This is a genomic window from Yoonia sp. JB2-21 (assembly GCF_055693545.1).
In genome coordinates this window covers 3055565-3080323 of the sequence record NZ_JBVFUC010000001.1, presented here as the reverse complement: position 1 = coordinate 3080323, position 24759 = coordinate 3055565, and the positions used below count along the sequence as shown (strand labels likewise).

The following is a 24759-nucleotide window of genomic DNA, read 5'->3' as shown; positions in this document are numbered from 1 at the left end:
ACTAGCAAAGAGGTTATTGATTGTTTGGTGGACCATGAAACTTCGTTACTCTGCATTTTTGCCCGCGGTTTTCGCCGCATTGGCTGTCTCTGCCCCGGCGCAGGCTGCCACAGTTGACGTGAAATATGACCTTGATTCGGCATACCACTCGGAGCACGGGATTCGCGCAAATACCGCGACTGGCTCACGTGACCTTGTTGGCCTTGATATTACCGCAGTCTACACTGATGGCACGACCGAGACGTGGGAGTGGATTTATACCAACCCCTACTCTGTCTGGGACGCCGGCACTGACCATATCAGTGATGATCTGACGATCGGCTTCGTAAATCAGCGTTATGTGATCAATGCGATGAAGGGGTTAGCCTCTCTCGCCTTTGATCTCGTTGGTGCCAGCACGGTGTGGGATATTGGGGACTATGCCGACGATGATCCACGAAATTCGCCAACGACAAAGCGCGGCCACGAGTTCCGCGTACGTGGTGGCGACAGCGACAATTTTGAAGGTGAAATCCAAGCGAGCTATTCGGGCCAAGTCCAAATAGGCGATCACACCACTGGAGAGGATGCGTTTACGCAGCTGTTTGTTGACTTTACTGGCCTTGCCGGTGGCGGATTTATTGGTGACCTGATCTGGAGCGCTGATACAGATGTCCTTGCCGTTGCAGGCGATCTCGCACCGGTTGTCCCTTCCGTGCCACTACCCGCTGGTGGATTATTAATGCTGACGGGGCTTGCTGGTTTTGGCATGATGCGACGTAAGGCTGCCTGCCAAAAGGTCGCTTGATCTGCGATGGCCGACGGGGCCCTCGCCCGCTATCGCATTTGTCAGTATCTGTATTGGCCCATGCTTGTGTGTGGGCCTTTCGCTTTTCTGGCCATACAGATGGTAGCTTTGACCGGCGGCAAATGACGTGATTGCCCCATGTGCTAGCCTTTTGATCGGTCTTTAGACGAGATCAGCCCTGACTCGCGACTTGCAACAGTACGGACATGGCGGCATATCCCAGACATCATTTTCAATAGGTTGATCAGTGCTCACAGTCATTATCCCCAGCTACAACGAAGAAAACTACATCGAAGCCTGCCTTGATGCTGTCTTGGCGCAAGCAGACTTGCCTGCCGATCATGGCATCCAGGTGATCGTCGCTGCAAACGGCTGCAAAGATAACACTGTAGCACTCGCGCAGGCGAAAGTTGCGGTTTTCCACGAAAAGGGTTTTGACCTTGTCGTGCTGGACATTGAGCGCGGAAACAAGATGAACGCCCTTAACGAAGCCGAAGCTGTTGCCAAGTACGCCACTAGAGCCTTTCTAGATGCAGACGTCATCCTCAGCCCACCTCTCTTGCTGGAGCTGGCGCTGCTGCTGGACAGCGACGAGCCCCGGTATGCCAGCGGCACAATCAATATTCCACGTCCCAGGAGCATCGCCAGCCGCGCCTACGCCAAGGTTTGGGCGAATCTGCCGTTTGTTCGCGACGGCGTGCCAGGTATCGGTCTTTACGCCATGAACGCCGCGGGTCGGTCCAGATGGGCAGAGTTTCCCGCAATCTATTCTGACGACCGCTTCGTCCGGTTGCAGTTTGGCCCGCACGAACGCCACAAAACCAAGGCGACCTATGATTGGCCGTTACCAGAGGGTTTTGGAAATCTGGTCCACGTGCGGCACCGCTGGAGCGAGGGAAACATGGAACTGGCAGAGCAGTATCCGGATCTGATCGCCAATGACAGTCAGCGCAACAAGACGGGAAGCAACATGATGGGCCTGTTCCGCACGCCATTTTCGTCGGCCGTCTTTGTGATGATCTTTTTTGTCAGCAACATCCGCGCCAGCAAAAGCAAGAACAGCGAAACCTTTATCTGGCGACGTGGACGCGACTGATCGGTCAGACCAACGCGAATACCAGACCGCCGACAAGCAACGTCATACCGACCCACAGCAAATCGAACTGTACTTGTCCATCGCCGAGGAATGGACGCAACAACTTGAGGGAATAGTAGCTCGAAACCAAGGGGTTCAACGCGATGGCCAGAAGTGCGGCATCCAGTCCCAAATAGTGATAGGTCAACGGCAGGATCACGCAAATCGACACCGCGCGCATGATGGAAATCAGCATCATTTCCTTGCTATTTCCAAGATTCATCAGCAGCGTATTGTGGCTGTAGAACCGCAACGACAAAAACGACACCGAAAGAATTTGCACGTAGCGGCCTGCGGCCTGATAGGTATCCGTGTACAACACATCGATGAGAAGTTGACCGCCAAATAGCAAAGCGAGAAAAGCCGCGATACACATCGCATCTACCCCGGTTTGCAGCTTGCGATAAAGCCGCGGTACGTCTTTGGGACGGGTCCTGATCATCTCGCTGATGGCAGGAAAGCCAACCTGATCAATCAGGCGTCCAATCACCATAGAGGCTGTGCCAACCCAGATTTGTGCAATGACGAAAATGCCAAAAAGTGTCACGCTCATCAGGCCGCCAAGGATCATCCGGTCGGCATTCAACGCAACAAAAGAGAATATAGACGAGCCCATCAGCCACTTACCGTAGTGCCATAGACGCAGCGCAATCTCGCGATCCCACACGAAACCCATGCGCGGCCCCGGGATAAGCAGATGGCTGACAATCGTTTTAACAAGGGACCCGGTCAGCATACCGGCCAAGAGCGCCCAAACAGTTGGTGAAATCCAGGCGAACACAATCATCACGATGACTTGGATCACCTGCGCGCCGATTTCCATCAGCGTCACATACTTCAGCATGAGGTTTCGCATGGCCAGCGTTGTCACCATCGATTCCAAACCAAATATCAACGGAACAAGAGCTGCAACCGCAACAAGCGTTGGCAAACGCGGATCTGCATACACGGACCCCTCTGCCGCAAGACTAGGTGCAAAGAGCCAAAGACCAACTGCTGCGAGGAAAACACCGCTGGCAATCAAGATACTTTGTATAATCCGAAAAAACCAAGCGGCCCGCAGAAAGTGGTCTTGGTCCCCATCGGGTTCGCGCGACACAGACCGGTTAATGCCAATGTCGGTAAACAGCGTCATACCCGCGATCAACAGACCGACCATTGCCATCAGGCCAAAGGCGTCGGGCAGCAACAGCCGCGTCATGATCAAGTTGCTGGTCAGGCGTAGCCCGTTCACGACAACAACTTGCGTAAGGCTCCAGCTACCCGCTTTCAGGACACGACGCCCGAGCGACGCTTGTTGCGTTGTTGTGGGTTGGTTTTGGTCGGTCATTTATACTCGATCAGTTGCGACTGTTGTCCCCGCCATCTGCGCCAATAGTACGCAACGATGCCACGGGTCTCAGCAAACTTGCCCAAGGTCAATAGCATTGCCTGCTGCCAAGCAAATAGATCGCCACCTTCCCGGGCCGCAAGCCTTGCAACTTGCGCTGGATAAACAAGAACGCCCCACAATGCTACCGGCCCAACCATCAGTGCCGCCCCAAGGATAACCAACGGAAAGACACCCCCCAAATCAAAGCGCGTCGGGTTGCGGCGACGCCATGTTTTTCGGGATCCTTGCCGTACATCGCCCGCCCTTCGGCAGCGGCAAAACCCGCGCGCTCTGCACGTTTCCAGAACTGGCCAATCCGGGTCATGGCTGCATCATGCAATGTCATCTCTGCATCCAGACGCCATATCGCCCAGCCCAACCGCCGCATCCGCAAACACATCTCGGGCTCTTCACCCGCAATCAAACGGGGATCATACCCCCCCACCGCATCAAGTACCGCCCAGCGCATCAGCGCGTCACCGCCGCAGGCTGCCGTCTCACCGATGGGGGTATCCCACTCTGCGTCGCACATGCGATTGTAGACTGAAGCCTCAGGAAAACGCTCCCGACGTCGACCGCAGACAACTGCAACCTTTTGATTGTCAGATAGGAAATCCCGCGCTTTCCTGATCCAATCAGGATCCAAGGAGCAATCGCCGTCGATAAATTGAACATAGTCAGGAGGTGTATCCCGACCCAATGCCGCAAGGCCGGCATTTCGCGCCCGCGCGGCCGTGAACGGAACATCAGTCTGAAGCTGAACAACCTGAGCACCTGCCGCTTTGGCCGCTTCGATCGATCCGTCAGTCGATCCGCTGTCCACGTATATGACGCGCGCCAAATCCGACGGCAGCGAAGCAAGGCAGGCCTGCAGACGGTCACCTTCATTGCGGCCAATAATCACCACACCAATTTCGGAACGGGTATCTGTCATACTAGGAAGAAATATCGTGCTTGAAGTGTCATATCGGCACCGATCATCAGAACACCGCCGTTATCGCGGTTTCTATAAGAGCACAAATTTAATACCATCAAAGCACAGTTAAGTGAGAACTCATTGCCAAACCAAAACGCCAGACTACAATCGGACGCTGCTACATAGCATAAAACTTCGGGCTTCCAAGCTGTCTATACAGGATAGCGACAACAGCTGCCAAAAGTGATAAATATCCCCATCCGGCCCCAGAAAATCATAGTCCGCTAATGCCCAATAGTTTCGCCTTTCTTGTTCTTTTCGCGTACCCGCTCGTCGTTATCGTGCTGTTTCGCCGGTTGCCGTTACAGCAAGCGTTGATCTGGGCCATTCTGGGTGGGTATCTTTTCCTGCCGGAGCGCACGGAAATTGACCTTCCACTGCTACCGTCGGCGGACAAGGTCCTTGTGCCCAGCCTGGCCGCTGCGATTATGTGTTTACTTGCAAAACCAAAGCAGGGATTGCGCAAGGCGGCACGTTCTGGCCGCAAGGACTTAGCTGCCGTTTCGGTCAGCCCTACGGTACGCTCAAGCAAGATTGCTAATCTTTGCATTCTGACAATTTTTGTAGCACCGGTCGGGATCGTTATGACCAACCCCGACTGGGTTGATGCTGGCATCAGGTTTATTCCGGGTCTGAGAGCCTATGATATCTTCTCGATGATCTTGAATGCGGCCGTGATGTTGATGCCATTCTTGTTGGCAAGGCGCTATCTCAGCGACCATGAAGCGCATATGCGACTACTTTGGGCAATTGTAACCGGAGCCCTTGTCTATTCAATTCTGATTCTGGTCGAAGTGCGCCTGAGTCCTCAGTTCCACAACTGGATCTATGGGTTTCACGCACATTCTTTTGGCCAACAAGTTCGGGCGGGTGGTTTCAGACCCATGGTATTTGTACAGCACGGCCTGAGGGTTAGTCTGTTTATCCTGATGGCAGTTCTGGCTGCTGTTGCCCTTTACAAAATAAAGCAAGCACAGAAACGCAAAAGTGTTGGCTTGCGCAATACGGCATCCGCAACATCCCAGGACAAAGGATTGCCGCTCTACGTTGCGCTGTATCTGTTCGCCATCTTGTTCATCTGCAAGACGCTTGGCGCATTTGCACTGGCTTGCATCTTCGCCCCTTTAGTCTTTTTCACCAAACCGCATCACTGGCGTTATATGGCGGCCGCTTTCGCCTTGGTTGTTCTGCTTTATCCCATGGTCAGGTCCGCGGGCCTTGCCCCAGTCGAGCAGATCCATGAATTTGCTTTGAGCATCAATGAAGACCGCGCACAGTCGTTCAAGTTTCGGTTGGATAACGAAGACATACTGCTTGATCGCGCGGCTGAGAAACCACTCCTCGGATGGGGCGGTTGGGGACGCAACTTGCTATATTCCGAGTACACAGGCCAGATCACATCTGTTCCCGATGGGGCATGGGTTATCGTTTTCGGCTATTCAGGCTGGATCGGTTACCTGGCACAATTTGGCTTGCTGACACTGCCTGTCTTTGCGTGCTTTTTTGCTCGCGGGGATATACGGACCTCGATCGCAACACAGGGGCTGTGTATCGTTCTGGTTGTGAACCTGATTGATCTCTTGCCAAACTCGGGGCTTACGCCGCTTACCTGGATGATCGCGGGGGCGCTCTTGGGCCGATTTGAGAGGCGAACAAGTGCCGCTTCAGACGAACCCAAGCGACAAACCAGTACGGCCACTAGGCGAGGTGGACAACGCGCTCCTGCCGCTGCAAGATCCGGTTCAACACGCGCCGTTTAAACCCGACGGGCCGGGCAACGGATCGATCGCGATCAAACATTAGCCCGGAAATGGCCGGATCCCGCAACAGTGCAAGCTTTGTGCCCCACCGAGCGACCTCAGCAACATCCAAACCTTGCGGCACATCCATATCGGTATTCAGCGGCCCTGGAAGCCATTCGTTGATAATAATATCTGGGAAGCGGTCCTCAATATCTGCGAAAAGAGCATTGTTGAAGATACGTGTTGCACCTTTGGACACCGAGTAGGCCACGCTCGCCGGTGCCGGCGACGTGCCCGCATAGCAGGTGACGTTGATAACCTTGCCTTCTCCGATGGCCACCATATCCTGAAGCGCTTCCTGAGTGCATGCGATCATGCCTCCAAGATTAACGTTCAAAGTGCGCATAAAGCTTTCGTAGGTTTCATCAAGAATATCGCGGCGAGAATAAACCGCAGCATTGTTGATCAATCCAGAAACAGCGCCCATTTTTTCGCGAACCTCTGCAAAAGCGGTACTGACTGCCGCTGGATCTGCGATATCGACTGGCACCGTCAGCAACTGATCACGTGGCGCCGCATTTGTCAGCTCTTGCATTGATGACAAAGACCGGCTGAGTGCCGCGACGCTTTGACCTTGCTTGAGCAACTCCAGACATAGCGCCTTGCCAAGCCCCCTGCCCGCGCCTGTGACCACAATCACACCACGCGAACTTCCACGATCATTCTCCATCAGTCGTCTCCGTATTCAGACGTTGTGCGATGATATCTCCTACGCGAAGCGCATTGGCCGCAATCATGAGGCTGGGGTTCACCCCCATGGATGTCGGAAAGAAAGATGCATCAGAAACAAACAGGTTATCCAAGTCGTGCGACTTGCAGTCGGCATCAAATACTGATTCAGAAGGATCCGATCCAAATCTGAGCGTGCCGCAAGGATGTCCATAGTTCATGCTGGGCGTTACACGCAGCAGCATGATCCGATAACCGCGAAATCTCTTTTTGAGGGTCCGCCGGAACAACTTGCGGCGTGCCAGCAGCTCTGCCGGGAGGTTATAGACAAACCGCGGTGTTTCAGGATCTTTGTCATGCAACAAAACACGGTTTTCCGGGTATGGCAGATCTTCGACAATTCCGACAAACATCTTCGCCTCTCCAAAAAGATGCGATGCCACAAGGGCTGGAACATTCATCAGATACCGCAACTTGCGAAAACGGCCGAGAATTGACTGATCAAAAATGTCCGCCAAGTGGGCGGCGATAAGTCCAAACGAAACCTCTAGTCCCATGGACTGGATCGCTCCCATACGGGCACCATCAACAGTATACATGTCTCTGATAGAAATCGCCTTGGATGCACCCGCGAACCGATTACCGCGTTTCGGCCAAAGCGCAAAAAGTTCATCAAGGTGGAACATCAGGCCGCGCCCAACCCAGTCGCTGGAATTCGCGCAAACCGTTCCATCGGCGCGTTTTGACATCAGCAACAAACGCGGTGAATGTAGCGCACCTGCCGACAGGACATAGGCTCGGGCGGTCAGGGTCGTTTCAACATCGTGACATACTGTTTTGATGCCAATCACCTTGTCCGCATCAAACAGGATTTGAGTCACCGTACAATCGGTCAGCACAGTCACGTTGCCGGTTTTCATTGCAGGCATCAGCCCTGCTGAACGGCCGTCCATCTTGCAATTGCGTGGGCACTTATGACCAAGGCACGACAAACAGCCGGGGATATCGCGAAAAGCCAAGTGTTGCCGATAAGGATGTAGGCCACTCGCGGTCAGGTCATCCATCGTCTTCGTTTCATTTGGGCCGATTTCGGGCGGTGTGGCCAACGACGCTGGAGGCTCAGGCGAAAGCGGATCATGGCTGCCAGAGATATGAAGATACCCTTCAGCCTGCGCAAAATACGGCGCAAAAGCATCATACGACACCGGCCACCCGCCGGTTGGGTGGGGCATGGCAGGGGTTGCCTCTAGATCATGGCGTTCGGGGCGTTCCAGCGTCCCCGCATAAAACACCGAAGACCCGCCAAGACCGCTGCCCAAAGGAGCAAAGAACTCGCGCGCCCGGTTGTCGACCGTCGCGTGGACCTTTTTGGCCAGTAGCTGCGGACATGCCGTGCAATTGGGTGGGTGATTTCGCGATCAATGCCCTGCCTCTCTTGGTCGTGTCCTTTGGGGCCCTTCTCGAGCACCAAAACACGCAACCCCTGTTCGGCGAGCCTGCGCGTAATCATCCCGCCCCCCATACCGGCACCAATGACAATAACGTCCCATTGTTGGTGAACTGCCTCTTGCGGGGTCATTGCGCAACCCTGACAAGCACCGGATTGCCGATGCATCGGCACAGATCATCATTGACAGACATACAAGTTGGATAGTGAGCAGCATTGACGTGCCCGCTAGCAATGTCTTGAGGGTAAGAGCGCAACTTGTCGTCCTTCAAAAGTCTTGGTCGAAAGAGATCGGACTTCACATTCTATCAATCCGACTTTTGATGCATTTCTCAGCGCCAATGTCGCAGGTGCATACGGCAAGAAGATGTCGTTTGCAAACGCAGGGCTAAGCTTGGATCGTCAAGGTACGCAACCTAAGCTTAACCTATTGATTTGAAGCTGGAAGTACCAAAGAACCATCGGCGTCTACGGCAAGGTCCGCCAATGTCAAAAGCACCCCATCGCCAAATTGCAGTTCTTCGACATAGATAATGAAATCATCACCGTCTGGACCGGCCATACGATACCCGTCACCTTCGGCACGCAGCGCATATTGCGCAACGCCTTGCGACAAAACAAAGCGATCAAAACCCGGACCACCATTGATTCCATCTCTTCCAGGCGAGGCCACGATAATATCATCGCCCATGCCCGCCATAAGATAGTCTTCTTGGTCCGTCCCAATCAGCGTATCCATGCTGCTTGTTCCGCGGTTTGTGACGCCTTGCTGACGGAAAGCCCCCCCTCGGCCCCTTCCCACCAAGGTGTCGTCTTGGCGTTGAGGGACGTCAGCAACTCCGCACGGGGGGTGCTGTCCGTCAGGCTATTGCGCAACCCCCATGTACCCCAACGACTGGTTGCACCGATATCAGTGAATTGCATAAAGGCGCCATGCCCATGTTCTTTCCACGTATCCCAAAGCATCTGATACAAGGTAGCCATGTGAGGGCCCCGGACGAAGTCGGCCATAAAACCATTGAGCGCTTCGATATCCTGCTCTGTCAGACCAGCGACTGCAAAAGAGTGATGGACGTGCTGACCGCCCTCATAGGCAACCAAACGCATGCCGTTTTCTTCGGCAATAGCGGAATTCTCGGCCAGAAAATTCTCTATTGTTGGTATCGATCCACGATAGTCTGGGTCCATCAATTGTTCGGCCAGCCATGCGTGGGCATCAACGCTTGGATCTTTCACCTTCGCAATCAATTCTGCACGCATTTCATCGTTGCTCATCGTTGCCACACCAAAATAGGTCACAACGGCGATTTCCTCGAACACTGATTTAGGATCAACAAAAGTGTCAGGTTCGTTTTTGCGCCATACAGGTGCCTCCAATAGACGAGACGTCACCCAAGGGTTGGCAAGGAAGGCGCCCAAGACGTTTGTCAGACGGCCGCTATCTGCCTCGTCACCGTATACTTCTTCCCAGATCAACGCCGTTTCCACGGCCTTCTTGGCGTGATAGTCGACATAAGCTTCCTCGCCCCATTCCGCTATTGCCTGATCACGTGACCAATGCGTTTGGGCAAAAGAAAAATTCCAAAGCTCATTGGAATACTCAACGCGCGCTGTCAGAGCGGGGTCGAGGTTGTCACGGACATAGGTTGCAAAATTTCGGATGTAGGTGTCATCCGCCAGATGCGGCATTGTAAACCAAGGATCGGCACCAAGTTCATTGGCAAGCTGGACCATATATTCAACTGCCATACCCCGATAGGTCCCCGGACCATGTACCGAAGGTATGTCTTCCCAGGACGTGACGGTCGACCCGTTGGTATGCATCCAGTCCATGAAGCGAATTTCACGCGCATCTTCCAACGTCTCCAACCAAGCCGGGTTGAACACTGCTCCTGCCTGATGCAAGTCCATGTTCTTCTCGGATACGATTGAAATGTTGCGGATGTAGCTGCCGTTATTGTTAGGATCAGTCCGCAAAATGTCCAAAATAAAGGTATCTGCGTTCTCATTCTCGAACACAATGCGCCCACGGCTCGATGCTACCACACGGACCCCGCCGCGTAGATTGATTTCGCCTTCGCCATCATAGGTCAGGACGTAAGTACCGGCATGATCATCACCGGCGATATCGCGGAAACTTTGCCAACTCCAAATCGTTCCCACACGGTGAAATCCGGGCGGAATCTGTTTGACCCATCCGTCAGCGTCCAAAAACCCGGCGTCGCGCAATTCCTGCTCGTTCATGCCGCCCCAGCCGTCCTGCTCCTCGTGCCCGATCCACGGCCGCATCATTTTGACAAGGTCAATGAACTGCATGCCCGGGCTATAGTCATTCGCGTCTGCCAGATTGAAGGAGACGGTTGGGTTTTGGAGACCTTGGGCCGGCTGAGCCAGCACAATACTCGTCCAACCAAATACGATCAGAATACCGCAGTAGATTATACGCGTGACAGATTTCAACACCCTGGAGGACGGCCACGCGAATAAAGAAGATTGAGCCATAGAAATGTTACCTCACATACTCAAATTACTCGTGGAAAATATTTTTGGCTTAGTCAGTGTGATCATACCCACTCCAACACAAAATCGGAATAACAAAATGCGAATCTGTCCCACGCAAAACGTCACAGCTCAGCTAGAGTGCACGCCGTGATGCGCCCCAGCCCTTGTGCTTGAAAGACAGAAAATAGCTTTCAAACCAACGAAAGCTCATCTCAGCAATAGCAATGGAAATGACGCTATACAGCAATAAAATAGCCCAACTTTGATCCGCAAGTCCTAGCCGACCCAAACCAACAGTCGCAATGTGCAAACCGATCAGGTGATAAAGATAGATCCCGTAGCTGATCTCACCAACGCGCGCGATGGGCTTTGCCGACAGCAACGATGCAAACACATTGTCTTCGCGTACAACGATCGCCGTCAGAACAGCCGCCATCGCGAGGTGCAGTATGAGGTTCGGCCACCCGATCAAATCCTGCGGTAGCCACTGCAGCAAAGATACGAGCACCACCACACTAACGATTGCCATCGGCGTGCGGCCCAATACGCCTGAAAGAGCGTCAAACGACTGTTTGCGATCCAAAAACAGTGCCAGCGTAGAACCAATAAGGATGGGCGCGTAGGTCGCGTTGAACATTGCAAATCGTAGGGGACCGACCTCAAAAGCGCCGATACCAAAGACACCAAGCCAGCCGATCACTGCAACGACATTCACGGCGATCGTGAAAATCAATGCGGGTATCAGCAGTTTGCGGGGCAAAATCATCAGCAGCACCGGCCATATCAGATAGTATTGCTCTTCCACGGCAAGTGACCACATCGGTGACAATAGCGGGATGTCCGACGTCAGAAAGTTCGACAGGAAGAGGTAGTAGTACGGAAGCTGGGTCGAATACCTCGTCTCACCTTTGACCCCGATGTAAAAGAGCGCAACCGCAGTGACGACCAAGAAATAGACTGGAACGATGCGTAGAAAGCGACGCCAGTAAAAGCCGCGAAGTGAAAACACCCCGTCTCTACTGGCCTCACGCAACAGAAGAGTTGTGATAAGAAACCCACTGAGAACAAAGAAAAAATCAACCCCTACGAAACCACGCGTTAGAATTTGTGCTGGAGCCTCTTGCGATGTCCATACCGGGCCATGATGCCAAAGCACCGCCGCGATGCAAAAGAACCGCAGGCCATTGAGCGAACCAAAATGACGCGTGCTCTGATAGGTTTCAAAATCTGCCACTGATCTATCTGTCATCACGCGGGGACCCATCGACAAAAGTTTGCGTAGGCCTTGGGGAAATTGATAGTTGACGTTTGCAATGATTAATCCAGCGCGCAGAGAGTTTTTTGTCTTTACGATCTATTGCTGGGCGGCGCGATCATGTAAAGTTCTCACCATCGGATTGCCTCAATTTTGTTTTAACAGGTATCTAATTGCCCAAACGTAACAAGTGATTCCTTATGACTGCCACTCATGAACATCATCCCGCATCTGGTCTTGCGGCGTATATTCACGCCGGTGTCTTTTGGCTGGCCCTCTCAACGATTGCGGCACTCTTCTTCTTTCAGGAAGGGTTCAATGCGCTTTTGGTGGCATGGCAGCTGCCAGAGTATAGTCACGGACCATTGATCCCTGTCCTATCGCTCCTGCTATTTCTGCGGCAGTTGAAAGAAGTACCCATAAAGCCCGGCCCCGTGACAGACCGCGGCCCCGGCATAGCATTGTTGATCTTTGCCGTCCTCTTCGGGATCCTCGGAAAACTAAGCCAGATTGACGAAGTCGTCGCCTATGCAATCATTCTTTGGGTGGGTGCGATCTTGCTGATCTCTTGGGGATGGCAACAGGGCAAGCACTTTTGGCCGCCGGTTGTGCATCTGGTCTATATGCTGCCGCTACCCGGTTTGATTTACTACAAAGTCTCAACCTACCTGCAGATCATCTCGTCCGAGCTGGGCGTCTGGATGCTGCAACTGATTAGCGTACCGGTCTTTCTTGAAGGCAACATTATTGATTTGGGCGTCTACAAGTTGCATGTCGCCGAAGCGTGTTCCGGTCTGCGCTACCTGTTCCCGATCATGTCGTTTTCATACATCTTTGCTGTGCTCTTCAAAGGGACAGTCTGGCATAAGGCCATACTTTTGCTGGCTGCCGTCCCGATCACGATCGTTATGAATTCCGTACGGATCGCCTTCGCGGGATGGTTGGTGAACTATGTTGGCCTCGAATATCTCGAAGGTTTCACACATTTCTTCGAGGGCTGGATCATCTTTATGATCTGCGTCGTGCTCTTGTTCATTTTGGCATGGGCGATGCTGCGCTTCACCGGATCAAAGATGAGCCTGATCGATGCGCTCGACCTCGACACCAGCGGGTGGGGGGCACAAGCGCGCCGCGTGAGCCTGATTGCACCGTCACGGGCATTGATATTGTCGGCCGTGCTATTGGGTACCGGTGCGATCGCATGGGAAACACGGGCGCAAGTTGGCACGACGATTGTGGACCGTGAACCATTTGTCGTGTTCCCAACAACACTCGGCGGCTGGAAAGGTGGTATTCCCGAAGCTCTTTCAGACGGCGTCCAAGCGTCTCTGGCAGCTGACGACTACCATTCTGTCCAGTTCTCAAGTGCAGCAGAAACTGCGCCCGTTGGGTTGTTTATCGCCTGGTACAATGATCAAACCAAAGGCGGCACGCACTCTCCTGAGGTTTGCTTGCCCGGGGCTGGTTGGGAGATTGCCAAGCTTGACCGCATTGATATTGCCCCCCAAATGGGATTTGCCGAACCATACAACCTAAACCGCGCCATCATCCAAAAAGGTCAAACGCGCATGCTCGTTTATTACTGGTTCGAACAGCATGGGCGCCATACAGCATGGGACTTTGCAGCCAAAATGTATTTGTTGTGGGATAGCATTACAATTGGCCGCACTGACGGCGCGCTGGTCCGCCTGACAACACCCATCCTGGACCATGAGACCGAGGCGGAAGCGGAAGCACGTCTTCAGGACATGTTCCGCGAAACAACGGCTGTCCTGCCGCGCTTTGTGCCCGGACTATAAAGGTGGTTGATATGAAAACTCTGGATGCCAGCGACATTGTCTTTGTCTACGGCGCATTGCGCTCAGGAACGACAGTCTTCCGGCTGATGTTGGATGCACACCCCGACATCGCCAACCCAGGCGAAATGGACTATCTGTTCGACTATCTGCATCCTGATCCAAGCCATCCCACCGGCTGGCGATACGATATCGATGGGTTGCAATTGGACCGCATTTATCAGCACCACGTAATGCCGATCCCTAATGGAACAGACGGTTTGGACTTGCTGGAACATTTTCTGAACACACTCCGCCAAGAGCACACAGAACGCGTATTTTCCATCAATATCCACCGTCATTTGGACCGCATTGTCGCGACGCTGCCCGATGCCCGATTTATTCACATGCTGCGCGATCCACGAGATGTCGCGCGATCATCCATCGTAATGGGCTGGGCCGGCACGACATATCATGCCGTAGATCACTGGATTGAAACCGAAAAAGCATGGGACGATGGGATCGGTGCGCAGCCCGAAGAACGCATTATGACATTCAAGTATGAAACACTGTTTCAAAACACAGAGCATACGCTGAGAGAAGTTTGCGATTTCCTGGGATTGCCGTACACATCACAAATCATGTCGTACTACGAGGGCACGACCTATGATGCACCTGATCCAGCTTTAGTACAGCAATGGCGCAAGAAAGCCGATCCCTACGACATCGCTTTGATCGAAACACGGACCGGCCCCCTCATGGAAAACCGGGGATACGCGCGAGAAATGCCTCCGCTCGAACTTCGGACGCTTACGCTTGTCAGGTTGGCCCTGCGCAACAAGCTGGCGATTTGGAGCTTTGGTATCAAGCAACATGGTACTGCGACCTTCTTTCTGGAAAAGATAACCCGCTGGCTGTCGCTTGGTCCACTACATCGGCATCTGAGACAACGCATGAATGAAAATGATGCAAAAAGCGTGCGGTGAAAAACTTCGTCATCAGCGATGATCAATTATTTCCCAAACAGAAACAACAAAGCTGATCCCGCCGGAAAGCAACGAGTTTTGAAGCAAGATAGCTCTCCCAAAAGAGCGAATCTGACCTTTTGGTCACATTTGGCGGTTTTTTGCTTGCTCCGACTGCAAAAACAGCATTTGGTAGTTAACAGAAAGTTAATCGGCGCTTTTGCTCCAGTGTTTGTTCGGTTTACGATTGGTGGTACATACTATGACGAAAAATTTCCTGACGATAGCCGCGACATGCTTGGCTTTGACAGCTTCCACAGCAACAGCAGCAACGCTGAATTTTGTAGGCAGTGGCCAAACCCATTCAGTTAGCGGGAACGATGTTGATGCTGCGTTCAACACAACGATCGACATCATTACAGGCGATGTGAAATCCGCTGAAAACGGTTTGTTCCTCGACTTGGCTGGTGCGGCTGCAAACGTTACCTACACCTTCATTGGTGCTGAGGCTGGGAACTACAACTACGGGGCTTCTGTCGGTGGCGGCGCGTTCTTTAACCGCGGTTGGCGCTCCAGTGATGTCGGCGATCAGTTTTCAGTTGTTCAAGAAGCAAGCGGCCTTCTAGAGTTCGCCTTTGGAACCTATGCGCCACTGCGTCGTATTGGACTATTCCTCAATCACGGCTTGGCACATCCAAACTCACCGCACTTTGCCATGGGTTTTGTGCAAATCGACAGCGACTCGTTCTACGTCCTGTTTGACGATATCGCTGCAGGCGACCGGGATTTTGACGATATGGCCATTCGTATTGACGTAGCTGCCGTGCCATTGCCGGCGGGCCTGCTGTTGCTTCTTTCGGCCCTTGGCGGCGTCGCTGTGATGCGCCGGAAAAAAGATATCGCGTGAAGTGGGGCTATTGACCGCGACTAGAAAAAGGGTCGGCATCGCGCCGGCCCTTTTTTGCATTCACTGACATACAGTACTATTCATAGCCACTTTTGCCGGTCTTCTTGTCCATGTAACGACATTTGTTCAAAAGCACGCCCAACACATTGGTCTGCGCCGCCAGATCCCTTTCACAAACATCGATTTCGTCAAGTGTTGTCGACTCTGCCGCCGCGACAAGAAGTACGCAATCAATTTGCCCCATAAACGCCATGGTATCATCCGTGATCAGCATCGGTGGCATATCAAAAATCGTCAGATCAGGCTCGAACCGCTTTTCAATGTCAGACAGCACCCGACCAACCGTTGAACTTTGCAACAGCTCGGAAGGATTGCGCGCTTGGTTGTAGTTGACACCAAATGCTAGGTTAGGTCGTGGGCGCTTGGCGATATCAGCAAAATCGCCCTTCCCCTCAAGTACGGTTGAAAAGTTCGCATTGCCAGATATGCCAAGCGTCTTGGCCAATGACGGACGGCGCATATCCATTTCCGCAACGATAGTGTAAGTCTCTGGCTGTTTGGACAACGAAAACGCAAGGTTCAAAGCTGTTGTCGACTTCCCGCACTTTGGGCCGGGCGACGTGATCGCCAAACGCTTCCATCCATTTGCGCGCATTTCCTGCAGGATTTTTGTACGCAACATGTCAAATGCAACGGCACCGGATGCCTTTTTGGCCCCGTTGTCAAATGTCACAATCCGGTTGCGTTCCATGCGCTTTGGCGGCGGCGCAAAAGTTGCCAAAGGCAGCCATTCAACAGCACGCGCGATCTGCGGCGTTGGTGGTTTTGGAGCCAGTATGCGTGAAATTGCATCTGGACGGCGCAGCGGAACTTTTGGTCCGGTCGGCACGCCATCATTGCTCGGGACTTGGGGTTCCGCGGCGGGCGGCGGTGGCACAGGTATCTGTGTGCCGCCTTCTTGGCGGGCAGCGCGTGCTTTGGCGATTGCGGCTTGTATCTTGTCCATTGTCGAGTTCGCCTCTTCCTATGTCAAACCAGCACGACGCAGCAACTCTTCGAACAGAGGCTGCAGCGGCCGAATGTTTGCATCAATATACCAAAGCGCGGCAGGCAAGCCGATCAACACGATCAGTACTGCGGACAGAATAACAAAGCGTCGGAACCAGATTTCCCGTCGCGTGCGCATATATGGCATCGTCATAATAGGCGTGACCTGCAGACCATTGATCATATCAGCAGGTCGCCGAACCGATGTATTCAACAGCTCAAGCAACGCAATCAGCCCAAATCCCATCGCCAATCCCCCTGCGACACCCATCGCAGCTATTCTTTTGCGATTGGGGCGCGACGGGCTGGTTGGCGCAATGGCCTGTTCGATCACCGAAATCCTTTGTCCCTTTGACAGAGCTTCGATCGTGTCACCAACTTCCGCCGCCGCGCGGTTCCGCACCGCACGGTCGTATTGCGCACGAAGGTTATCAAAGTTCCGCTCTAGGGTCGCGAGCGTCAGTGCGTTTCCTGGTGTTGCACCGATAGACTCGGCCAAAGCCTCCAGATTTTCGTTGATGATGACTTTCTGTTCATCGATAAAGGCAATCTGCCCATCCAAATCAGCCAATTGCAGCTCAAATGGGGTCAGTGGTGCGCCTTCAGGGTTAACGCCCAGCGACCCTTCGGCCGCTTGTTGCCCCGCAACAATACGCTCCAATGCCGCAATCTGCACGCGCAGGACCGAAATGCGCGGGTTATCCGCGGACAAAACAGCAGATGACCGCGTCAACTCGTCTTGCAGTTCTTGCAACTCTGCCTCTTCAGCAGTGCGCGCTACAACGCCAACCAGGCCAACCTCGCCGGTTTGTTCATAGAGTTCGACCAAACGGTCACGCCGATTTCGCAACTGGTTTTTTTCCCGCTCGAGATCAAGCAAACGCTCTTGTTCCGCCGCTTGCTGGGACCGACGAAATTCGAGACTGTCCGGAAGCGCATCAAGATTTGCCTCCTGAAAGGCCAGCATCTCTGAACTAATCTGAGACAGCTCCTGCTCCAGTTGAGCTGTTTCCTGTGCAAAGAACTCCAACGTCTGGCCAGAGACCGTCGTCCGCATTTCTACGTTTTCTTGCAAGATGAGCGTAACAACTTCATTGGTAACTGCGGCGGCCATTTGGCTCGTCGGAGCATCAAAACTGACGCTGACGATGATGGCCGTCGCCTGACCGCGTACAACAGACCCGCCCGTTGTGATGATATTGATCCGTTGGCGTAAATCATCCACGCGCTCATCTGGGGTCAGCCGCTTGTCTGATGCCTCGACATCGCGATAGATTCCCAGTCGGTTCGCCATTTCAAGCAAGTTGTCCCGCGTCAGGATACGCTGCCGAATGATTTGCAGTTGTTCTGACGCGTCAGTGCGCACCGTGGAGGCTGCCAAATCATCCGGAATTTGCTGTTGTTCGACAACCAGCCGTGCTTCGGCCACGTAAATCGGTTTCATCGTCAAAGCGACGGCAAGCCCTGCCGCTGTGCCGAGGCACAACAATATAAGGAAGTAAGGAAACCGTCGCCAAAAAACTGCGAGATAGAATTTAAGGTCCATCGTTACCAATCACTTTTTACATCTTTGGGCCGGAATGCATTGGTTTCCGGTTCATCAACCTCAACACCACCCCCGAAGAACACACCATCATTCAACACTTGCTCAACGATCTTATCAGTCACCATCTTCTCTTCATCCGTATAGGCATAGAGCAATGAAAAGTCACAGAGTTGGTTGATCAGGCGCGGTACACCGCGGGTTTCACTGAATATTCTATCGCAGGCTCCGGGCGTAAATATGGCATCTTTCGCGCCAGCAACATCTAATCGATGATTAATATAGTCACGCACGGTGTCTGCGTTAAGTGCGGGCAAATGAAAACTGGATGCGACACGTTGCGCAAATTGGGTCAGCTTAGGATGGCGCACGTTATCGCGCAGCTCAGGCTGCCCAACCAACACCAGTTGCAACAGTTCATCTTTGTTAGCGTTGATGTTGGTGAACATGCGTAACTCTTCAAGTGACTCGCGACTTAGATTCTGTGCTTCGTCAAAGATCAAAACGACACGGCGGCCCGCACCATATTCTCCTATCAGGAACTCTTCGAATTGCCCAAAGAGCGCAACATAGTCGGCTCCCGCCGGAACCGTTTGATCCAGTGCCTGCAATACCCAGCGCAAGAGTTCGTCACGGTTGCCGTGAGCGTTGGAAATCAACCCAACCTGCAGATCATCTTCAAGCGATTTCAGTAGATGGTGTAGCAAAGTAGTCTTACCGGCCCCCACCTCGCCGGTGATAAGTGTAATGGGCGCACGCGTCACAATACCATACTCAAACATCGCGTAGGCACGTTCATGCATAGGCGACCAATAGATAAAGTCCGGGTCAGGCACCAAGCTGAACGGTCGCTCACGCAAGCCAAAGTGATCCAAATAGATGTTGATCGCGTGACTCATCGGAACCCCAATACAATGCAACTCTGCATCCTTAGCCGCCCACTCGTGCCCGAGTCGGTGCAGCTTCTTTCTCTAGCTGAAAACTCCATTTCACGCCAGCAGAGTTGGAAAGGTATGGAATCACTTACTTTAGGTAAACGTCAATACGCGACACATTGATGCTCAAGCAGCAACAATAGGGAAAAATATGGATTATCAATCGCTTAAAACTACGTCACAAATCGTTTTTTCGCGAAGATTTGTATGTTTTTATGGCTAACAATCCGTTAAGATGTGTAGATAGCGGCACAATATGTTGCTGCGTCTACTACATTGATAAATGACTTTAGAAGTCGGTGCCTTGAAGGCACCATCCCTGTTGAGAGTGTGTCGCAATTTATGGGCACGTAAGAGTTAGAACGAGTGAGAAAATTATGACTACAGATTATTCTGAAGTTCCAGAACATGCGAAATCGCGGGCCATCGCCCCGGTGTTGCCAAAGGTGGGCCCGTACGAGTTGGGTCTAAAGCGCGTATTTGATGTCGTCTGTGTTCTTTTGGCGCTGCCCTTTGTCGCGCCGGTCATCGCTATTTTGGCGTTTGTTGTGTCCCGTGACGGAAACCCAGCTTTTTACAGCCAGGACCGCGTTGGCCTCAATGGCAAAATCTATCGTATCTGGAAACTGCGCACGATGGTTGCCGACGCCGACCAGATGTTGGCCGACTACCTGACCAAGAACCCCGATGCGGCAGCGGAGTGGGCGCTGACCCAAAAGCTGAAATGCGATCCTCGGATTACGCGGACCGGTTGCATGCTGCGCAAGACATCATTGGATGAGTTGCCACAGTTGTGGAACGTGTTGATTGGCGACATGAGCCTTGTTGGCCCACGTCCGATGATGCCAGATCAGGTCGAGATGTACCCCGGTCGCGCCTATTACACGCAGCGCCCTGGTATTACTGGTCGTTGGCAGGTGTCTGAGCGAAATGAAAGCACATTCGCGGACCGCGCACGGTTTGATACCGACTACGTTGCGGACATGTCGTTTGCACAAGATATCAGACTGCTTTTGGCAACCGTCCGTGTTGTGATAAAAGGGACCGGGTACTAAGATAGGGCCCAACCCTTTCCACGGATACAAGGTCTTTTAATGCTACGCTTTTTTCGCGTTTGCCTGATTTTCATCAGCTTCACTACTTTGGCCGCTTGCAAAACTGGTGCCGAAAAGGCTGATGAGTTTTACAAGTCTGGCCTAGGTCTGATGGAAGCGGGCGACCTAGATCGGGCTGCCATCGAATTTCTGAATGTTTTTCAGCATGATGGCTTCCATCAGGACGCGCGCCATAAGCTTGCCGACATTCGCGTCGAGCAGGGCAATATCCCCGCAGCCTATAGCCAATATCTGCGCCTCATTGAACAGTACCCAGACACCGCAGAGGTCAGACTGATCCTCGCGGGTATCGCTGTTGATATCAACAATTGGGAAGAGGCAAAACGGCATGGCGAGGCCGCATTGGCTTTGGTTCCGGACGATCCCAAAGCACGATCAATCGGGGCAGCTCTGGCATATCGTGAGGCGACATTGGTTCAGGATACGGCGGCTCTTGCAACCGCTGCCACGCAAGCGCGCGCGCTACTGAATGAAAATCCAAACGATGATGTTGCCCGCCGTATCGTTATCGACGATCTGCTGCGCAGCGAAACACCGTTGGACGCAATGGCCTTGATTGACATGGCTTTGGTTGGGGCCCCTGAAAGCAACTTGTATCACACGCTGCGCTTGCGCCTTCTTGTACAGGTACAGGACATGGCCGGTATCGGCGCTCAATTGCAACAAATGGTGGCACTGTTCCCCGAGGACCCGGAACTGACCCAATCATTGATTGCTTGGTACATTACACAAGGCGATCTGGAAGGTGCAGAGAATTATCTGCGTGATCTGGCCGGCGATGACACCAGTGCCCCCGAGGGTCATCTGACCGTCGTACAACTTATTCAGGCATCACAGGGCCCAGAGGCCGCAAGGCAGGAACTCGACCGGCTTGCAGCGGCCAACGATGGCACGCCCAATGCAGCCGTCTACCAGTCGCTGGCTGCCGTCATCGGTTTCGAAGCAGGTCAACAGGATGCAGCTGTCGCAACTTTCGAAGATATCCTCAGTACAGCCGAGCCGAACGAACAGACATGGCGCATCCGGAATACACTCGCCCGTTTGCTGATTGCCACCGGTGACATTGATGGCGCACGTGCCGAGGTAGATACCATCCTCGCCGACGACGCCTCAAATGTTGAAGCGCTTAAGCTACGCGCGGCATGGTCTATCGAGGACGACCGCGCCAACGAAGCGATCCTTGATCTACGCCGCGCATTGGGCCAACAGCCCCGTGACGCGGAAATACTGACATTGATGGCGCAAGCACATGAGCGTGAAGGCAGTATTGCCCTTGCGGGGGAAAGGCTGGCGCTTGCGGTCGACGTCTCTGGTTCTGCGCCTGCAGAAGCGATGCGCTATGCATCATTCTTGCAGCGCGAAGAGCGCACAGCAGCAGCGCGCAACGTTTTGACTGACGCAAGAACAGCAAACCCGACGAACATTGATGTAATGACAGCACTTGCCCGGGTCTTGCTGAGCGAAGGCGCCTGGGTCGAAGCGCAAGGAATTGCAAATACCTTGCGTAGAACCGACACCCCGCAGGCGCAGGAAGCAGCAACCTCGTTGCAGGCCGCTTTATTACTGGGTCAAAACCGGGTCGAGGATAGCCTCGCGTTTCTGCAAAGTGAGATCGAACAGGGCAACGCTGATGTTATGGCCATTGCTCAGGTGGTTCAAATCCACCTGCAATCAGGAAACATCGACACCGCCCGGAGTTACTTGGATCAGGCACTTACAGACAATCCAGACGACAGCACCCTTCAAATGCTGAACGCGAGCTTATTTGCGATTTCAGGTGACTTTACCTCATCGGAGGAGGTCTTTCGTAAATTGATCGCTGACAATCCGCAGGCCGAGGGTCCGGTCTTGCGACTATATAACCTGCTAGTCTCTACAGACAAAGCCGCCGAAGCCGAAGCCGTTGTCGATGCCGCACTCGTCTCGCAACCCGACGCGATGAACCTGCGCTGGATTAGTGCGGGGTTGCACGAAGGACGCGGTGATATCGACGGCGCTATCGCGATTTACGAAGATATGTATGCAGCGAACTCGTCCGCTGTCATGATCGCCAACAATCTGGCGTCGCTGATTGCGACACATAAAGATGACCCCGAAAGCATCGCCCGCGCTGCAACAATTGCGAAACGACTGCGTGAGTTGGACGCACCGCCATTTCAGGACACCTACGGTTGGATCGCCTATCGGCAATCAGACTATGCGGAAGCAAAGACCTATTTGGAACCGGCCGCTGCGGGGTTGCCAGATGATCCGTTGGTTCAATATCACCTTGGGATGACCTATGCGGCCTTGGGTGAAACCGAAGCTGCTAAAGAGCAACTGACCCGCGCCCTGCAACTTGCAGGTGAGAGCGCTTTGCCGCAGTTCGATATTGCCCGCGCGAAACTACAAGAACTGGGTCAATAAGGCACCATTTTCCGGTTTTGCGCATGTGGCAACGTGCTTTTGCGTTGGGAAGCCGCAATATTCGCGGTAGAATTAGGTTTGCGGACATACTAAGTCCGCCCCATTGGTTGATTTACGAGAGGCCGCGTCATGACCCGATTTGTAACCTTTTTGGGGTTCATTCTGACCCTAGTCTTTGCTTCGACGATGACTTTTGCCCAGGAATACCGTGTGCAGCCGGGGGATACCCTTCGCATCGAAGTTGTTGAGGATGCAAGCCTCAACCGAACGGTGCTGGTATCGCCTGATGGTCGCATTTCCATTCCCGGCGCAGGTAATCTGCGCGCTGGTGGCCGGACTATTGATCAAATTCAGGCAACACTCGCGACACGCCTTGAGCCAAGCTTTGTCAGCCGCCCAAGCGTTTTCGTCGCTGTCGAAGCCCTTGCCCCAGAAGAAGAGGAAGAGGATCCCGTAACGGCAATTTTTGTGGTTGGCGAGGCAAACACAGTCGGCCGTATCGAACTCGAACCGGGCACAACACTGATGCAGGCCTTCGCTCAGTTTGGCGGTTTCACAAACTTTGCTGCGGTAAGACGTATTCAGCTCCGTCGCGGATCAGAGATTTACACCATCGATTACAACAAAATTCTTGATGGGAGCAGCCGAAATGGCGCTGTTCGCATGCATGAAGGTGATGTGATCGTCATACCGCAACGAAAGCTCTTTGAGTAAGGCTGCGGTCCTTATGACACCGTTGGGGGGCGGCAACATGAAAACCACACATAGTTTGATCGTCTTGGCATGGTTCTGCCCTGCCCTGGGCTTTGCGCAAGAAGCCGAGCCAGGCGGTGTGTTCTTTACGTTTAACCTAAACCAATCCTTCGAGGCGGGCACCGACCGAGATCTGACAACGCCAGAAGCCGATGAAGGCTTTGACAGCGTGACAACGCTTGGTTTCGGCGTTGTTTCGGAGACACGGGAACAACGCCTTGCGTTCGACGTTGACACGGGGCTACGGCTGAGCGACGACACGTTTTCCGGGGACGATACCAACCTCCGGCTGGCTTATGAACGCAATAGCGCTGACGCTGTTCTCAACGTTTCCGCAACCCTGAACCGTGACGACATCGCGTTTCTGCGGGACATAGATGATTTCATAAACGCCGATGGTGAACTGGTCTTACCGGACGATTTTGACGACCTAACAGGCACCGGTATTCGTCAAGAAGCCACATTGGCAGCATCACTCCGCTGGGGCGAAACGGCACCGATAGGATATCGGGTCGGCCTGAGCCAGCGTCTTTTGAGATATCAGGATGCTGGTGCCGGCTTGATCGACAGTGATACCAGCAGCGTCAACGCGGGCTTGCGTCTGGACTTCAACGCAGTAACCACCGGGAATATTGATCTGCGCTACACCGTCACAGACGAAGATGGCGCAGAAGCCGAAGATTTCACAACGCTCGAAAGCGCCCTGATCTTTGATCGGCCCTTGGGCGATTTGACCGCGAGACTCAGTGCAACGCGCGAAGACGATGGTGACGTTTTCTGGGCGGGAGCAATCGATCGTCGCTATGAATTGGCTAGTCGTACGCTGAATGGGTCCCTCGGTTTTGCGCAAGACGAAGACGGTGACCCCCGCCTCACCGGACGGCTCGACTATATTCTACCACGCCCAGCCGGACAGCTCGACGTGGCAGCCATACATGCGCTGACGGCTGGGTCCGACCGATCAACGACAACCTTTCGTGCAGGTTTCCTGCAAGAGCTCAGCCCGGTCAGTACGATGCGTTTTGGCGTAGACTTCGCGCAGGCAAGCAACGCAGACGGCAGCGAGCCACTCGCCACAGGGAGCGTATCCGCGCAGTACGGTGTGACCGTTGCCGAATTCTGGGAACTCAGTGCCGGCGGACGCGTTGACCTACGAGACGATGATGGTACCTTTAGTCGCAGCGAAACCATTTTTCTGACAATTGATCGTCAAATCGCGTGGAAACGATAAGGTCGCATGCTGAGGGCAAATTCGCCTGCTAGTGCTGTAGTCTTCATTATTGTTGTCACAATTGTTGGGATCGAACTGGTTTTGCAAGCGTCTGATCAAGGTTTGATAGGTTCTCGCCAGTGGCGCGGTAACGCTTT

The 24759-nt window shown here is 53.4% G+C and carries 21 protein-coding genes; 10 read left to right on the top strand and 11 right to left on the bottom strand.

Annotated elements, in window-relative coordinates:
* Nucleotides 1-34: 34 nt before the first annotated feature.
* Nucleotides 35-787 carry a VPLPA-CTERM sorting domain-containing protein gene (locus ACZ1G5_RS15630; RefSeq protein ID WP_472733719.1) on the top strand — a complete coding sequence of 251 codons (753 nt, stop codon included), beginning with the start codon at nucleotides 35-37 and terminating at the stop codon, nucleotides 785-787.
* Nucleotides 788-1034: 247 nt separating this feature from the next.
* Entirely contained in the window at nucleotides 1035-1883 is an 849-nt protein-coding gene (locus ACZ1G5_RS15625; RefSeq protein ID WP_472733718.1) for a glycosyltransferase family 2 protein, read from the top strand.
* 4 nt (nucleotides 1884-1887) lie between these two features.
* On the opposite strand, the gene ACZ1G5_RS15620 is transcribed toward ACZ1G5_RS15625, so the two are convergent.
* Complete coding sequence (locus ACZ1G5_RS15620) at nucleotides 1888-3252, bottom strand: oligosaccharide flippase family protein (RefSeq protein WP_472733717.1); 1365 nt, start codon at nucleotides 3250-3252, stop codon at nucleotides 1888-1890.
* Between the two features lie 199 nt (nucleotides 3253-3451).
* Nucleotides 3452-4228, bottom strand: coding sequence for a glycosyltransferase family 2 protein (locus ACZ1G5_RS15615; RefSeq protein WP_472733716.1), 777 nt, complete (start codon nucleotides 4226-4228; stop codon nucleotides 3452-3454).
* Between the two features lie 269 nt (nucleotides 4229-4497).
* On the opposite strand from ACZ1G5_RS15615, the gene ACZ1G5_RS15610 reads away from it, so the two are divergent.
* Entirely contained in the window at nucleotides 4498-6030 is a 1533-nt protein-coding gene (locus tag ACZ1G5_RS15610) for a hypothetical protein (protein ID WP_472733715.1), read from the top strand.
* Here ACZ1G5_RS15610 and ACZ1G5_RS15605 read toward each other — a convergent pair.
* The 6 genes from ACZ1G5_RS15605 to ACZ1G5_RS15580 form a co-directional block, all read right to left on the bottom strand.
* Nucleotides 5969-6742 (bottom strand): SDR family oxidoreductase, encoded by a 774-nt coding sequence (locus ACZ1G5_RS15605; RefSeq protein WP_472733714.1) that lies wholly within the window; start codon nucleotides 6740-6742, stop codon nucleotides 5969-5971. The genes ACZ1G5_RS15610 and ACZ1G5_RS15605 overlap by 62 nt on opposite strands.
* Entirely contained in the window at nucleotides 6732-8060 is a 1329-nt protein-coding gene (locus tag ACZ1G5_RS15600; RefSeq protein WP_472733713.1) for a GMC oxidoreductase, read from the bottom strand. Before ACZ1G5_RS15600 ends, ACZ1G5_RS15605 begins: the two co-directional genes overlap by 11 nt.
* The gene (locus tag ACZ1G5_RS15595; RefSeq protein WP_472734358.1) at nucleotides 7988-8251 is read right to left on the bottom strand and encodes a hypothetical protein; all 264 of its coding nucleotides are present in this window, start codon (nucleotides 8249-8251) and stop codon (nucleotides 7988-7990) included. The genes ACZ1G5_RS15600 and ACZ1G5_RS15595 overlap by 73 nt, the downstream gene beginning before the upstream one ends.
* 364 nt (nucleotides 8252-8615) lie before the next feature.
* Nucleotides 8616-8927 carry a hypothetical protein gene (locus tag ACZ1G5_RS15590; RefSeq protein WP_472733712.1) on the bottom strand — a complete coding sequence of 104 codons (312 nt, stop codon included), beginning with the start codon at nucleotides 8925-8927 and terminating at the stop codon, nucleotides 8616-8618.
* Nucleotides 8915-10504 (bottom strand): hypothetical protein, encoded by a 1590-nt coding sequence (locus tag ACZ1G5_RS15585; RefSeq protein ID WP_472733711.1) that lies wholly within the window; start codon nucleotides 10502-10504, stop codon nucleotides 8915-8917. The genes ACZ1G5_RS15590 and ACZ1G5_RS15585 overlap by 13 nt, the downstream gene beginning before the upstream one ends.
* 319 nt (nucleotides 10505-10823) lie before the next feature.
* Complete coding sequence (locus ACZ1G5_RS15580; RefSeq protein ID WP_472733710.1) at nucleotides 10824-11939, bottom strand: acyltransferase family protein; 1116 nt, start codon at nucleotides 11937-11939, stop codon at nucleotides 10824-10826.
* A 206-nt stretch (nucleotides 11940-12145) separates the two neighbouring features.
* On the opposite strand from ACZ1G5_RS15580, the gene xrtD reads away from it, so the two are divergent.
* The 3 genes from xrtD (at nucleotide 12146) to ACZ1G5_RS15565 (ending at nucleotide 15592) form a co-directional block, all read left to right on the top strand.
* Nucleotides 12146-13744 (top strand): VPLPA-CTERM-specific exosortase XrtD, encoded by a 1599-nt coding sequence (gene xrtD / locus ACZ1G5_RS15575; RefSeq protein WP_472733709.1) that lies wholly within the window; start codon nucleotides 12146-12148, stop codon nucleotides 13742-13744.
* Between the two features lie 11 nt (nucleotides 13745-13755).
* On the top strand, nucleotides 13756-14706 hold the full coding sequence (locus ACZ1G5_RS15570; protein ID WP_472733708.1) for a sulfotransferase family protein: 951 nt from the start codon (nucleotides 13756-13758) through the stop codon (nucleotides 14704-14706).
* 277 nt (nucleotides 14707-14983) lie between these two features.
* Nucleotides 14984-15592, top strand: coding sequence for a VPLPA-CTERM sorting domain-containing protein (locus ACZ1G5_RS15565; RefSeq protein WP_472733707.1), 609 nt, complete (start codon nucleotides 14984-14986; stop codon nucleotides 15590-15592).
* Between the two features lie 76 nt (nucleotides 15593-15668).
* Here the strand turns inward: ACZ1G5_RS15565 and ACZ1G5_RS15560 are convergent, their stop codons facing one another.
* The 3 genes from ACZ1G5_RS15560 to ACZ1G5_RS15550 are packed head-to-tail and all read right to left on the bottom strand — an operon-like array spanning nucleotide 15669 to nucleotide 18985.
* Nucleotides 15669-16598, bottom strand: coding sequence for a CpsD/CapB family tyrosine-protein kinase (locus tag ACZ1G5_RS15560; protein WP_472733706.1), 930 nt, complete (start codon nucleotides 16596-16598; stop codon nucleotides 15669-15671).
* 18 nt (nucleotides 16599-16616) lie between these two features.
* Entirely contained in the window at nucleotides 16617-18185 is a 1569-nt protein-coding gene (locus ACZ1G5_RS15555; protein ID WP_472733705.1) for a GumC family protein, read from the bottom strand.
* Between the two features lie 2 nt (nucleotides 18186-18187).
* Nucleotides 18188-18985: an ExeA family protein gene (locus ACZ1G5_RS15550; RefSeq protein ID WP_472733704.1), complete on the bottom strand. Its 798-nt coding sequence runs from the start codon at nucleotides 18983-18985 to the stop codon at nucleotides 18188-18190.
* Nucleotides 18986-19494: 509 nt separating this feature from the next.
* Between ACZ1G5_RS15550 and ACZ1G5_RS15545 the strand changes: the two genes are divergently transcribed.
* From ACZ1G5_RS15545 to ACZ1G5_RS15530, 4 genes are all read left to right on the top strand, one after another.
* Nucleotides 19495-20172 (top strand): sugar transferase, encoded by a 678-nt coding sequence (locus ACZ1G5_RS15545; protein ID WP_472733703.1) that lies wholly within the window; start codon nucleotides 19495-19497, stop codon nucleotides 20170-20172.
* Nucleotides 20173-20211: 39 nt separating this feature from the next.
* Nucleotides 20212-22638 (top strand): tetratricopeptide repeat protein, encoded by a 2427-nt coding sequence (locus tag ACZ1G5_RS15540; RefSeq protein ID WP_472733702.1) that lies wholly within the window; start codon nucleotides 20212-20214, stop codon nucleotides 22636-22638.
* Nucleotides 22639-22767: 129 nt separating this feature from the next.
* A complete protein-coding gene (locus tag ACZ1G5_RS15535) occupies nucleotides 22768-23352 on the top strand; it encodes a polysaccharide biosynthesis/export family protein (RefSeq protein WP_472733701.1) in 585 nt (194 codons plus the stop codon).
* A 37-nt stretch (nucleotides 23353-23389) separates the two neighbouring features.
* Nucleotides 23390-24622, top strand: coding sequence for a hypothetical protein (locus tag ACZ1G5_RS15530; RefSeq protein ID WP_472733700.1), 1233 nt, complete (start codon nucleotides 23390-23392; stop codon nucleotides 24620-24622).
* Nucleotides 24623-24759 lie beyond the last annotated feature (137 nt).

Excerpts from the sequence above, each read along its gene's own strand:
- ACZ1G5_RS15580 (WP_472733710.1), bottom strand. The coding sequence starts at position 11,939 with ATGACAGATAGATCAGTGGCAGATTTTGAAACCTATCAGAGCACGCGT.
- ACZ1G5_RS15530 (WP_472733700.1), top strand. The coding sequence starts at position 23,390 with ATGAAAACCACACATAGTTTGATCGTCTTGGCATGGTTCTGCCCTGCC.
- ACZ1G5_RS15610 (WP_472733715.1), top strand. The coding sequence starts at position 4,498 with ATGCCCAATAGTTTCGCCTTTCTTGTTCTTTTCGCGTACCCGCTCGTC.
- ACZ1G5_RS15545 (WP_472733703.1), top strand. The coding sequence starts at position 19,495 with ATGACTACAGATTATTCTGAAGTTCCAGAACATGCGAAATCGCGGGCC.
- ACZ1G5_RS15570 (WP_472733708.1), top strand. The coding sequence starts at position 13,756 with ATGAAAACTCTGGATGCCAGCGACATTGTCTTTGTCTACGGCGCATTG.
- ACZ1G5_RS15560 (WP_472733706.1), bottom strand. The coding sequence starts at position 16,598 with ATGGACAAGATACAAGCCGCAATCGCCAAAGCACGCGCTGCCCGCCAA.
- ACZ1G5_RS15595 (WP_472734358.1), bottom strand. The coding sequence starts at position 8,251 with ATGATTACGCGCAGGCTCGCCGAACAGGGGTTGCGTGTTTTGGTGCTC.
- ACZ1G5_RS15620 (WP_472733717.1), bottom strand. The coding sequence starts at position 3,252 with ATGACCGACCAAAACCAACCCACAACAACGCAACAAGCGTCGCTCGGG.
- ACZ1G5_RS15550 (WP_472733704.1), bottom strand. The coding sequence starts at position 18,985 with ATGCATGAACGTGCCTACGCGATGTTTGAGTATGGTATTGTGACGCGT.
- ACZ1G5_RS15585 (WP_472733711.1), bottom strand. The coding sequence starts at position 10,504 with ATGCAGTTCATTGACCTTGTCAAAATGATGCGGCCGTGGATCGGGCAC.
- ACZ1G5_RS15630 (WP_472733719.1), top strand. The coding sequence starts at position 35 with ATGAAACTTCGTTACTCTGCATTTTTGCCCGCGGTTTTCGCCGCATTG.
- ACZ1G5_RS15555 (WP_472733705.1), bottom strand. The coding sequence starts at position 18,185 with ATGGACCTTAAATTCTATCTCGCAGTTTTTTGGCGACGGTTTCCTTAC.
- ACZ1G5_RS15540 (WP_472733702.1), top strand. The coding sequence starts at position 20,212 with ATGCTACGCTTTTTTCGCGTTTGCCTGATTTTCATCAGCTTCACTACT.
- ACZ1G5_RS15535 (WP_472733701.1), top strand. The coding sequence starts at position 22,768 with ATGACCCGATTTGTAACCTTTTTGGGGTTCATTCTGACCCTAGTCTTT.
- ACZ1G5_RS15605 (WP_472733714.1), bottom strand. The coding sequence starts at position 6,742 with ATGGAGAATGATCGTGGAAGTTCGCGTGGTGTGATTGTGGTCACAGGC.
- xrtD (WP_472733709.1), top strand. The coding sequence starts at position 12,146 with ATGACTGCCACTCATGAACATCATCCCGCATCTGGTCTTGCGGCGTAT.
- ACZ1G5_RS15590 (WP_472733712.1), bottom strand. The coding sequence starts at position 8,927 with ATGGATACGCTGATTGGGACGGACCAAGAAGACTATCTTATGGCGGGC.
- ACZ1G5_RS15615 (WP_472733716.1), bottom strand. The coding sequence starts at position 4,228 with ATGACAGATACCCGTTCCGAAATTGGTGTGGTGATTATTGGCCGCAAT.